Origin of the sequence: Aquimarina algiphila, from assembly GCF_947494415.1 — a bacterium.
Lineage (GTDB): Bacteria > Bacteroidota > Bacteroidia > Flavobacteriales > Flavobacteriaceae > Aquimarina > Aquimarina algiphila.
Genome location: NZ_CANLVC010000012.1, coordinates 99,613 through 111,774, shown reverse-complemented (window position 1 = coordinate 111,774; position 12,162 = coordinate 99,613). Strand labels below are relative to the sequence as shown.

Annotated in this window: 7 protein-coding genes; 5 read left to right on the top strand and 2 right to left on the bottom strand. The window is 34.2% G+C overall.

Going from position 1 to position 12,162, the window contains the following annotated elements; all coding sequences use genetic code 11:
• Window positions 1-29: 29 nt before the first annotated feature.
• From PQF96_RS26755 to PQF96_RS26745, 3 genes are read left to right on the top strand one after another with little or no spacing between them, the layout of a single operon-like run.
• On the top strand, window positions 30-1,787 hold the full coding sequence (locus PQF96_RS26755) for a hypothetical protein (RefSeq protein WP_271770012.1): 1,758 nt from the start codon (window positions 30-32) through the stop codon (window positions 1,785-1,787).
• A 12-nt stretch (window positions 1,788-1,799) separates the two neighbouring features.
• Window positions 1,800-2,306: an ankyrin repeat domain-containing protein gene (locus PQF96_RS26750; RefSeq protein WP_109436270.1), complete on the top strand. Its 507-nt coding sequence runs from the start codon at window positions 1,800-1,802 to the stop codon at window positions 2,304-2,306.
• 2 nt (window positions 2,307-2,308) lie between these two features.
• Window positions 2,309-3,031, top strand: a complete 723-nt coding sequence (locus tag PQF96_RS26745) for a suppressor of fused domain protein (RefSeq protein ID WP_271770009.1) — start codon at window positions 2,309-2,311, stop codon at window positions 3,029-3,031.
• A 125-nt stretch (window positions 3,032-3,156) separates the two neighbouring features.
• Here the strand turns inward: PQF96_RS26745 and PQF96_RS26740 are convergent, their stop codons facing one another.
• On the bottom strand, window positions 3,157-7,767 hold the full coding sequence (locus PQF96_RS26740; protein ID WP_271770007.1) for a T9SS type A sorting domain-containing protein: 4,611 nt from the start codon (window positions 7,765-7,767) through the stop codon (window positions 3,157-3,159).
• A gap of 371 nt (window positions 7,768-8,138) precedes the next feature.
• On the opposite strand from PQF96_RS26740, the gene PQF96_RS26735 reads away from it, so the two are divergent.
• Window positions 8,139-8,864 (top strand): hypothetical protein, encoded by a 726-nt coding sequence (locus tag PQF96_RS26735; protein ID WP_271770006.1) that lies wholly within the window; start codon window positions 8,139-8,141, stop codon window positions 8,862-8,864.
• A gap of 141 nt (window positions 8,865-9,005) precedes the next feature.
• Window positions 9,006-10,880 carry an expansin EXLX1 family cellulose-binding protein gene (locus PQF96_RS26730; protein ID WP_271770004.1) on the top strand — a complete coding sequence of 625 codons (1,875 nt, stop codon included), beginning with the start codon at window positions 9,006-9,008 and terminating at the stop codon, window positions 10,878-10,880.
• A 201-nt stretch (window positions 10,881-11,081) separates the two neighbouring features.
• On the opposite strand, the gene PQF96_RS26725 is transcribed toward PQF96_RS26730, so the two are convergent.
• A complete protein-coding gene (locus PQF96_RS26725) occupies window positions 11,082-12,053 on the bottom strand; it encodes an endonuclease/exonuclease/phosphatase family protein (protein WP_109436281.1) in 972 nt (323 codons plus the stop codon).
• Between the last annotated feature and the right edge of the window lie 109 nt (window positions 12,054-12,162).

Genomic DNA, 12,162 nt, shown 5'->3' with positions numbered 1-12,162 from the left:
TTAGTTTTATTAAAAACTTCCATAGCATTATGAATTATAGAAAACTAGTGTTCTTAAGTATTTGTGTACTAGCTATCACATCATGTAAAAAACAAGAAAAGAATCGGTCCTTTGAAGAGGAAATGAAGCTTTTATATGAACAGGAAAAGAAAAATGAAGATCGCGCAAAATATGGAGGAGATACAAAAGAAATTAAGATTATATCTAATGCTAAAGAAGTAGAGAAGGAAAAATTAAGAATTTCTAAAAATATTCAACAAAAACAAGAAGAAGAACAGAAGATTTTTGAGAAAGACTTTGCTGGGCGATATAAAAAAGGAGATAAAACAGTAATACCTCAATTAATTGAAATTTTACAAAAAGGAGATGCAAAAGCAAAACGAAGTCTTTATTATGAATTAGGTACCACCTACGACACTCCAGAATATAAGATGGTAGAACCTGAACTTATAAAAATCATTTTGGATAATATTGATACTCTAGAAGATGAAAAATCTGTTATACAGCTGGCAGGCATTATGAAATTACCCGGTTATGTAAAGAAATTTGAGGAACATTTATTTTCAGGAAAATCAAAAGATATACAACGACTTATATATTGGCTAGGACAAGAAGGTTCTAGTTTTAAGACACTTGGGTACTTAAAAAATAAGATTCTAAGTAGAAAATTTGATCTAAATGAGGAAGATTGGCTTATGTCTGGAGTTGAAGGGTTTGTAGAAAATGGAAATGAGAATGTCAAAAAAACAGCAATTGACTTATGTTTTGATATTTATAGACAAAAACTCATTAGCCAAGAGAATTTTAATAAGATGAAGGACTCGTGGTCTTCTTCAAATCCAGCAATTGATTTAACAACTATTCTTTTAGAATCGGGAGACAATCGTGCTGTTCCTTTTGCGAGAGAACTTTTAGAGAAAGGGATATCAGAAGAACAAGCTTTTGGGACATTAATTCAATTAGAAGGAGAAAAACACAAGCCTTTATTCTATACATACCTTAAAGATCCCGAAAAGTTTAGCATAGTACTTCAAAATGCAGTTTTAATGTATGAAGCTACCAAAGATGAAGATATTGTTATGGATATAATTTCACATTTTGAAGCGAAAGAGGACTTTAAGAAATTTGAAATTGATGAAATCGCAAGAATCTTATATGAAATTGGAGGTTCTTCGTATTTGGATGTGCTTGATAAGACAATGAAAAACAAAAATTTAGCACAAAGAATCAAAAAAGCACATTTCTTAACTACCGTGACCATGCAAGATATGGCTGAAGATCTTTATAAAATGGGAATTGTAGATCATGCATTCGAAAAAAAGACATTTGATAAAGCAAAAAAGTATGCTGAGTCTGAAGATTATATGGAGGATCCAGGGTATACTTATAGCTTTCTAATGAATTCAGGTATTTTCCTTTGGTTTGATACAGAGACTGGTTTTATTCCTGTAGATTATGATGTTTTAATTACCAATTTTTTCAAAAATGCTAGAGGAAAATTTAAAGATGCCATGGTTTGGATGGATGTGTCTGAAAAACCTTTTGTGAATGATGCACTTGATTATAAAATTACACTCATAGCAAATGATAAGATATATATTGCCACGCCAGAGGATATAGGTGATTGGTATGATATGGAAGTCGTATTACAACTTCTTAATAAAGTTTTGGATGATGCAGGGAATAAAGAACGATTTGTCTTTATAGATACAGGGGATCAAACAGCACAATTTATGTTTGGACCAGAAAAGAAGGTTAAACAATTTGCAGAGAAGTACAATTTATAACACAATTGTTAAATGGGAAAAGGAGGAAGGCCTATAAAAGTTGCACCAGAACTTGAATACTTAGATCATTATATTAAGGATAATGATATTCAAGGAATAACAAATTTGATAAACGAGTTTGGTGTAGATTGCTTTGATACGTATAAAAGGACGTTGCTTATTAATGCAGCGGCAAAAGGAAATGTTGAGATTTTAAAATTATTGATTGATAAGGAGGCAGATATTAATTTTCAGGATAAAATAGGATATACAGCTTTACATTTTGCGGCTCAAAATAAAAATATAGAAATTGCTTCAACTCTAGTAGAGCACGGAGCTGATATAAATAGTAAAGACAATTATGGTAATCCTCCTATTTGGACAGCTATCTTTAATGCCAAAGGAGACTATAATATTGTAGAATTGCTATTAAAGACTGGAGCAGACATAGACACTAAAAATAAAAACGAGAAATCTCCCAGAGAAATGGGAGAGTTAATGCTCGGTGATACATTTGTTCAATTATTAAAAGTTAACTAAGAATGGAAAAATCAGAATCAGGTTCTCCGATCTACAGATATGAGAATAAAACCCCTAAAGAATTCGAGCCAGCATTTGGAGATGATGATACTATTGAAGATATATCAAATCATATAGAAAAGTATATCGGACCGATACATATGGTTTTTCATGAAATTATCTCTGATAAGGTTCATATAGATGTACATTGGGTACAACCTACAGAAGAAAAACCATTTCATACTTTAATTACTTCGGGGATGAGTGATAAAGCAATGAATACACCAGAAGGGGTAGACAATGCTGCATATGCAGAATTATGCATATGCTTACCCGAGGAATGGAAAATATCACAAGAAGATTTTGAAGATGATAGTAACTATTGGCCGATATACTGGCTTAAATTTTTAGCAAGATTTCCTCATGAATATGATACCTGGTTAGGTTTCGGACATACAATACCTAATGGGGATCCTCCAGCACCATTTACAGAAAATACAGGATTAAATACCATGCTATTACTTCCTTCGATTGCACTAGGAGAGGAGTTTATGTCTTTGGAACTAGAGAATAAAACAGTAAACTTTTTTGCATTAATACCATTGTATACAGAAGAAGTAGCGCTTAAGATGAAAAAAGGAGTAGATAGTTTGTTTGATGGATTTGATAAACATAAAGTAACCGACATTCTTGATCTTAATAGACCTAATACAGCTAAGAGAAAAAAGATCTTTGGATTGTTTTAGTAGTTTAATTATAATCTTTATTTACAATATTAAAAGTGGAAAACTTTAATAAACAAAAAACCCTGCGAAGTTTTTTCGCAGGGTTTTTATTTTATATTTCATCAATTTTTAAAAGATGAATTCAATTATTTTTTAATAATCTTTTTAGTGACATTAAGAGTTCCGTTTACATTTGAAGCACGTACCACATAAAATCCTTTAGGATAATCACTCATATTTACAGAGACTTTAGACTGTCCATTATTAAGTCTAACGGATTGGTTATATACCGTTTTACCGGTTACATCTGTAATCATAATATCTACATCTCCTTTAGTAATTGATGTACTAAATTCTATAGATAATTGATCCAGAACAGGGTTAGGAGAGACAGCTACTTCTGCTTCTTCTATACCAAACTCTTCATTAAACATTTCACTTTCCATAGCTGTTGGGTTATCTGCATAAGCAACTGCATTTTTACCAGCAATACGTTCTCCGTTTTCAAGACATACGATTGCATCTAGATCATATCCATCTGCAAACCAAGGAAAAATAGCTCGATTACTAATATCCACAACTTTAATAAATTTAGCAGAACGTAAATTACCAGTTGCAAGATCAAATTCTCCGTCCTGACATGTCGTTCCCAAAGAAACGAAGTTTACACCATCTTGTGAAGCAAAGACTTCTGCAGACTCAGGATAATAGTTACAAGGAATATTATCAAAGAATCCTGTAGATTCGAATACCGCAAATTCATTAGTATCTTTGTTGTCAAAAATCTCATTGTTTAATTCTACGGTGATGGATCCACCAAATCCTAAGCTTACAAAATTAATAAATCTTCGTTCTCTTGGATTTCCTATAACACGCTCAGGTCTGCTTCTAAAATAAGATATTCTTCTTCCATCTTTTCTTGGTCCTTGATCAAATGCGATAACTGATCCAACAGAACATTCATTGTCAACAAATTCAGGTTCTAGTAAGAATCGTGCAGAAACAGGTAAATGGTCTGAAGTGGTAAACGCATAATCATTATCATATACTTCATAATGAACAGTTACAGAATTTTGTATATACGCATCATCGAGTTCATTGGTGATAGCAATATGATCAATCATATTATCTCTTGAAATAAAAGAACGAAATCCAGCTTCGCTTAATGCAGAAGAGACAATGGTATAATTAGCAGTATCGTCAACGTATTCCTGAAAACTAGAAATAGTGGATGGAATATCTGCTACGGTCTCATCTACGTCGTCATTATAGTCTCCCAGAAGAATAACTTTATTATTAGCAAAATTTACATCTAATGAATCTTTTAGTACTTCGACATCATACTTACGCATATCATATCTATTTTGCGGATCACTACTATTGTTTGCTCTGGCGTGTAATGCTATTAAATCTATACGCTCTGTTACTCCATTAATAGTAACATCTGCTGTCATTAAGAATGGTAACCTTCCGCTTGCATAAAAACGTGATGTTTCATCTGGATAGTTGACCAAAGCAGAGTCATCTCCACCATTATATAATGGATGAATAGAAGTAAACATTGCTCTGGTTTTTACTACAGAAACAGTTTCAGTATTATAAATAAACCCAACTTTTTGAGATACTCTACCAGAGCCAGGCCCAGAGACGGCATCAGACAGAATATAATCATAACCAGGTAATTGTGCTACCAATTCACCAAACAAGGCGTCATCAGCAATCTCTTCTACTGCGTATACGTCAGCATTTAATTTTCTTAACACAGTAGCAGTACTATCTCTTTGGATAGCATCAGACATAGGGTTTTGGCCTACTGGTGAGTTATTTTCATCACCAAACCACTCGATATTCCATGTTACAACATCAAAAGTGTCTTCTTTTGGGAAACCTACGGTGTCTCCAGGTGGAATAAATTCTACTGCACAAGGAATATCAGATTCTTGCCTTGGTAACAATTGGAAGAATTCTCTAAAACGTCCCACTACTCCTGTGATTTCTGAACAAGTAGCAGGCTGTGCTTTTCCTACCACAGAAGCTACGTCATTGTCGATACGTAATTCTCCATTTCCGCTAGCATCGGTAAGCGTGAAGTTAGCGTTTCCAAACAAAAGATCACCTGGATTTGGAAAGGTGGTATTAAGAACACGAACAAGTTCACCTGGATGGTTTGCAAGTTCTGTAAGCGTAATGTCTAAAGGGGTAATAGGATTCTGCGGAAGACCGTTATTTACTACTTCTGCTACAGAACTGATCTGAATCTGATCATTAAAAGCAGCTCTGACCCCTGTTATTGTAACAGAATCTCCAACTTTTATGTTAGCGTCTGCTTGTACCAGATCATCAAAAACGGCAATACCACCTGTAGCATCTTGTATAAATGCAGGGCCATTAAAACTATCGGTAACCGTTAATACTCCGGCAATAGTTACAGGAGTGCCTTCTGCCAGTGCTCTGGCTTCAGCAATAGTTACAGGTTCACCTGGTGTTACAATAACACCATCATTATCAGTACCTGGTGTAGGAGCTTTTGCTACATAAGAATCTGTATTACGAGCGCCTCCTTGTCCGTTGGGTACTCTCTGCAGGGATTCACCATCTTTACTTCCATTTGCGTTCTCATTAACTTGTGGTTGATCTGCATTTAGTAATACTAACAACTCTGCATCGTCATTATCATCTGTATCATACACAATGGCATCGATGATATTTTCTGTGGTAACTGCTGTTCCGTTAGGAAAGCTGGTAGCGTCACCAAAATATAAGACTACAGCATCAGCACCGTTTTGGAAAGAATTTCCTGGTACCACTAGTCCAACATTGGCAACATCTGCATTTCCAATTACAAAATATCCTTCGGCATTTGTAGAGAATCCATCCAGATCGATAGCATTATAACTTGTATTGTTACTTCCATTATAATTTACCAATACATACCCGTCAAGAGAAGTATTTCCTGTTCCACCATCATATAATTCTACAAACTCCAATGCATCTGAACCTTGAGTATCTGCATCCAATTCGTTAATAATAAGATTGACAACCTCTGTTGCATTTGTATTAGCTGCTCCTGGAGTAGGAATAGCTTGTGTATATGAAGTTGTATTTCTTAATCCTCCCGTTCCATTAGGAAAACGTTGTAAAGATTGAAAATCCTTATCTCCTTTTTCATCCTCATTTACCTGAGGTTCTCCAGTATTTAATAAGACCAATAATTCTATATCATCACTATCGTTAGTGTCATATACAATAGCATCAATTAAGTTTTCAGTAGTTACGGCACTTCCGTTAGGAAAATTAGTAGCTTCTGTCTTATACAACGCTACCGCATCAGCTCCATTTTGTAATCCATTACCAGGAAATGTTATACTTACATTGGCAACATCAGCATTTCCGATAACAAAATATCCATTAGCATTGGTTGTAGAACCAGTTAAGTCATAGGTAGCATAACTTTGGTTATTAGAACCGTTAAAGAATACTAATATATGCCCGTCCAAAGAAGTATTTCCTGCTCCGCCGTCAAACAATTCAACAAATTCCAGAACGTCAGATCCATCTGTATCCGCGTCAATTTCGTTGATTACTAATACGGTTGGATCAACATTGTCAATAACAACGTTTTCGCGATTAGGAGTGTTAACGGCTTCTCCCGGTTCTGCAATAGCTGTTGGAAAACTAGGTAGTCCACTCCCATCAAAATCATTTCTAGTCCATTCAGTTACAACATCGGTATCTTGACCGTTTGGAAACCTTGAAGCCCCACCAACAGTAAATGAATTTCCATCAAAAGATTGCAATAATGTAACGGTAGCATAATTAAGATCTGATGCACCACCATCATTAACTCCGATGTCATCTATACGTTCTTCCCAAGGTGTAATATCCAAAATACCATCATCATTGGTATCAAGATCTTGTCCTAAGCTTCCTGTGAAGTTTTTTACCAGAAGTAGCGCTACAGTTCCGTTTTCATAAGTATTACTGCCAAATGGAGTAGTGAAGTATCCATTAACATCGGTAGTCCCAAGTTGTATTACCTCATCTATAGTTCCAGAAGCATTACTATCTCCTTCAATTTCTAATATCCAATATTCACTTAGATCAGTTTCTGATCCAGCCAATATCTCTACAAATTCGTCTGTATCTGATCCTGTATGGTTAAATAAAAACTCATTAATTACAGGAACGATAACTGGTGTTCCAAAAGTTTGATTTGTGTTTACTGCTCCATAAGTGTTTGTAGGTGTAGTTTCCCAAATAAATTCTGATGCTACTGTACCGGCTCCTGATAATTGTAAAGAAGCACCTACACTTGTACTACTAGATTCTGATACTCCAATATCTGTACTTGTTACCCCAGCTGCAGGACCGTCAACTGCTGTTATAACGCCTTCATAACTTAGAAACTGAATTACAGCATTATTATTATCTACTAAGGCGATCCCGTCAGGAGAACCATTTTGTAATCCATTCACAGGAAGAATTTCTACTAAGGTTCCAAAACCATTTTGTTGGTCAGGAAGTATTCCAGAAATTGATATTGTATTGTAAACAGAATTGTTTGATCCATTATACAAAACAATGCTCCAACCAGAAAGATCTGTTCCTGCAACCCCTGCGATTTCTATTGCTTCTTCTACGTCTGTACTTGCATTATCGTAGTGAATTTCATTAATAAATACAGACTGCGTAAATCCATTTTGAGCCCCTAAAAAACAAGAGATGACAAATGGAATTAAAAGTAATTTTAATTTCATGACTATTAGTTTGTTTGTGTGATTTTTTGCGTTACGCAAGGTATGGCATTAGATCGATTTGATCATTCTTACTATGTTAAAAAAACTTTAACAAGTAATTTTTCTGTTATTGAATTTATCTGAAACCTAGAGATTTAAACATATAGAAGACATTAAGCCAAATGAAGAATAAAAAGTAAAGGGCGAAAAAGACGTTTTTAAAAAGGGTAAAACCACCCTGGTGAAATAGGATTTTATACCCTTTGTATTTGATTATCAATAATTTATATTTATAAGGTAGATTTTTGTATGGAGTTTAGTTATCGTGTTGGGGAACATGTTTTACACTAATTCATATCCAGAAAATATTATGAATTAAATACACAGAATAAATGAAAAAGCTTGGGGGTTTTAAAAAGATGGTTTGGATTAGTTTAGGTGTTTTGCTTATTGTATCATGCGAACAACCCGACGGGGTTACAGAGTTTATAAATACAAATGACCAGGCAGGTTTTATGAGCACAACAGGAAACAGTGATAAAATTATAGATGAAGCTGAATTAGAAACAATAAGTCCGTTATTACATATGAGCTTTGATGGAGATGTAAGCGAGGAACAAGCGTCTACAAAATTTAATGAAGCCGTAGCGGTGTATTTAACCAATAATAAGAGTGATAATAAAGGTTCGGGTACAGAATTGTTGTACAGGATATGGAACTATACCGGGACAAAAAAAGATAATGATACTGGTGGCAAAGTGAAAGCTCATGTAGGTTTTAATACCAATAAAGGAGAGTACTACGACATCAATGTTATTTTGGATAACGAAGGAGATGATCGAGAAGGCGGATGGGATTATTATCTTATAAAAACTAATTTACCTAAAGAAGATGTAGCGTGGGTTGAATTAAGAAATGCATTTATTCAACTACAAGGTCAAGATGGGTGGTACCTAAAAAGATACTATTTGATAATATTGGACTCAGATCAGGTACAATTTGCTGTAGGAGCTTCTGATATAGTCTCAGAGGCCGAGGTTTGGTTGGACAATACTTGTGATCTTTGCTGGGATACTTTTTCTACCGGAATCATAGGCGAAGGAAGGTTAAATTTTTGAGCAAGGATAATATATATTATTGTTTAATTGTATGGATTGAATTCTTAAAGTAAAATATGAATACAGTTTTATAGTTGTATAAGGTATAGGATATTTTATAATAACCTAAGAGGATATTAACCCACTTTTAAAACCTTAACTATGAAACTTAAATTTTTAATTATTATAGCATATGTATCATGCTATGTAAATTGCGTGGCGCAATGTAATGACAGTATAAAATCTGGAGAAGCTACTTTTTATGGAGGTGTAGCAGGAAGCGAAGGAGGAAATTGCTCGCTTCCAGTAGCAGCAGATGATTTTATGCATTGTGCATTAAACAATACAGATTATGATGGTAGTAATGCTTGTGGAGCTTGTCTAGAGATAACCGGTTCTCTCGGCAAAACTATTGTAAAAGTTGTAGATCGTTGTCCAGAATGTAAACCAGGTGATGTAGATTTAACACAGCAGGCATTTTCTGAAGTTGCAAATCCAATAGATGGACGAGTACCTATTACCTGGAAATTCGTTCCATGTCCATTAGCAGCTAGTAAAACAATTAAAGTTAATTTTAAATCAGGATCTACAAAATATTGGACTGCAATTCAGTTTCGTGATCTCAAACATGCAGTATCAAAAATGGAATATCTTAAAGATAATGCATGGGTTAATGTAGAACGTAAGTTATTTAACTTTTTTATAGAACCAGCAGGTATTGAATCTCCAATGCAGTTACGAATCACATCGTCTGTAGGAGAAGAATTAATATTGAAAGATATTGTGATCAATACAAATACAGATTTTGATACCAAAATGCAATTTAGCACACCACCAAATTGTGGCGGAGAACCATCACAAGAACCAATAGCTTCATTTACAGCTACTCCAGAAATGGGTGTTGCTCCATTAGAGGTGTCTTTTGATGGCACTTCTTCTTCAGATCCAAATGGAGATTCAATTACCTATGCCTGGGATTTCGGGAATGGTGAAACATCAACATTAGCTACTCCAAAAGTAACATTTACAGAGATCAAAACATATACAGTAAGCCTAACGGTGAGTGATGGTACAAATACTTCTGTTCCTGTTACTCAAGATATTGTAGTATCTGATAACAATATAGCACCAGTGGCTGATTTTACAGCTACACCAACTTTAGGCATTGCACCTGTGACAGTAAGTTTTGATGCTTCTGCATCTTCAGATGCAAATGGAGATACATTAACCTATACTTGGGATTTTGGAGATGGAAATACCGGATCAGGTATAACTGTAGTACATGAATATATTACTGTTGGAAAGTATACTGTAATATTAACAGTAAGTGATGGAAGTAAAACTGGAACAAAGACCACAACGATTAATGTTACCGATGGCAATGGTGGTGTGAGTTGTGCTTTTGGAACACCAACTACTGAGGCGTTACCGGCTATTAATTCTGCATTCGAGAATATATATGTTATAGGTAATGGAGGCCCAAATCTAGATAACGCTACTAATTTTACTATAAATTGGGATCTTGCGAATAACGGATTATACCAGTTTTCTTTAGGTACCAATAACGGTATTCCCGATTGGTATATTAATCTCTTACCAAAAATCACACAAAACTTTAATACTACGAAACCATCAATTACAATTACAGATTCTGGATTTACAGGATTGGATGGTGCGTATTGGACAACGGTAGATACAGGTAATTTTGTGTTAGTTTCTAAAACAGGAGGTTTTACTATTTATTTTAGTAAAGAGACCGCTGCTCCTAATTGTGAGGGCACACTACCATTGACAGCCTTTAGTGTAGAAACATTTAATAATCCCGTTCAGGATAAACTAGTCATTAAAGGAGAGGATATATTGACAGGTACTAGCGTTAGTTTAATAAACATTTCTGGAGTAGTATTAAAAACTATTCAAGTTCAATCCAACTCAAAAGAGGTAGAATTAAATACGGCCAATCTTGAGTCTGGGATGTATTTTGTTAAAATTAATTATGAGCAAAGAGAAAAGACATTGAGAATAATTAGAAATTGATGCTAAAAAAACATTTTGTTTTAAACCAATGAAATTATTTTGTAGAAAGGAGTACAGAATCCTTTTTATATAATCAAGACACCTTGATCAATTTTGATCAAGGTGTCTCGTTTTTAAACAATTTGGCTATTATAATTTAGAATGATATTAACACTCTTTTTCGGCTATTTTCAGCGGGTTAAAATCCCCTGTTTTATAATTTTAGTTGAGCCTTAGTTTTATATACACAGGAAAATGATCACTATATCCACCTATGTATTTTCGTCCAATATAAGTTCTAAAAGGGTTTCCTTTATATCGGCCTTTATAGATTTTTAGAAAATCATCATCGAATATGGCTGCATCAGAGAAGCTGTGTTTTCCTTTTTCATATTTATGGAAATTATGACTGAAAATAATTTGATCAAATAAATTCCACTGATTCCTATAATTGGTACTACCGCTATATCGAGTAAGGAGTTGCTCCATGGGATTAAAAAGATCATGTTGTACCAAGTGATTTTTTACACTTTGACTAGATGGGTCATCATTAAAATCTCCCATAATAATGATTTTTGCATTAGGATCCTCAGCAGTGATCTGATCAATAATTTCACGATTTCTTTCGGCAGCAACGATTCGTTTATAAGCAGTAGTTTCGGCACCATCTCTTCGCGAGGGCCAATGATTTATTAAAACATGAATCTGTTCATTATTTAAATTTCCTGTAATCCATAAAATATCTCGAGTATAATCTCTCATCCCATTTTCATTGTCAACCAAAACCTGAACACTTTCAGAATTAGTAACTTCAAAATATTGTTTTTGATATAGTAAACCTACATCAATACCTCGTTCATCGGGAGAATCATAATGAACAATACCGTAGTTTTTTCCTTTTAAATGTTTAGAGTTAACCAGGTCTTCGAGAACACTTTTATTTTCAACTTCGGCTACGCCAACAAGGATAGGAGCTTTTCTCGTTTTAGAAAATCCGATGTTGGAAATAGCAGTTCCAAGTTTAAATATTTTTTTTTCATATCGACTTCGATTCCACTGTTTTTCAGAATCTGGCAAGAAATCTTCATCCAGAGTATGTGGATCATCTTTAGTATCAAATAAGTTTTCAAGATTATAAAATGCTACGGTATAATGATTTGTAGATTTTTTATTGAAATAATATGTATTGGCCATAGGATTTAATTTTCTAAGAAACCTTTTGGATTGTAGACTTCTGAGTATATTATTATTGTACTTTTGTACACTTGATTAAAAGCACAATATAATAAATTAAGATATAGAA

What these genes read in the sequence shown, in the direction of transcription:
- PQF96_RS26745 (WP_271770009.1), top strand. Translation starts at nt 2,309, where the DNA reads ATGGAAAAATCAGAATCAGGTTCTCCGATCTACAGATATGAGAATAAA.
- PQF96_RS26750 (WP_109436270.1), top strand. Translation starts at nt 1,800, where the DNA reads ATGGGAAAAGGAGGAAGGCCTATAAAAGTTGCACCAGAACTTGAATAC.
- PQF96_RS26725 (WP_109436281.1), bottom strand. Translation starts at nt 12,053, where the DNA reads ATGGCCAATACATATTATTTCAATAAAAAATCTACAAATCATTATACC.
- PQF96_RS26735 (WP_271770006.1), top strand. Translation starts at nt 8,139, where the DNA reads ATGAAAAAGCTTGGGGGTTTTAAAAAGATGGTTTGGATTAGTTTAGGT.
- PQF96_RS26755 (WP_271770012.1), top strand. Translation starts at nt 30, where the DNA reads ATGAATTATAGAAAACTAGTGTTCTTAAGTATTTGTGTACTAGCTATC.
- PQF96_RS26730 (WP_271770004.1), top strand. Translation starts at nt 9,006, where the DNA reads ATGAAACTTAAATTTTTAATTATTATAGCATATGTATCATGCTATGTA.
- PQF96_RS26740 (WP_271770007.1), bottom strand. Translation starts at nt 7,767, where the DNA reads ATGAAATTAAAATTACTTTTAATTCCATTTGTCATCTCTTGTTTTTTA.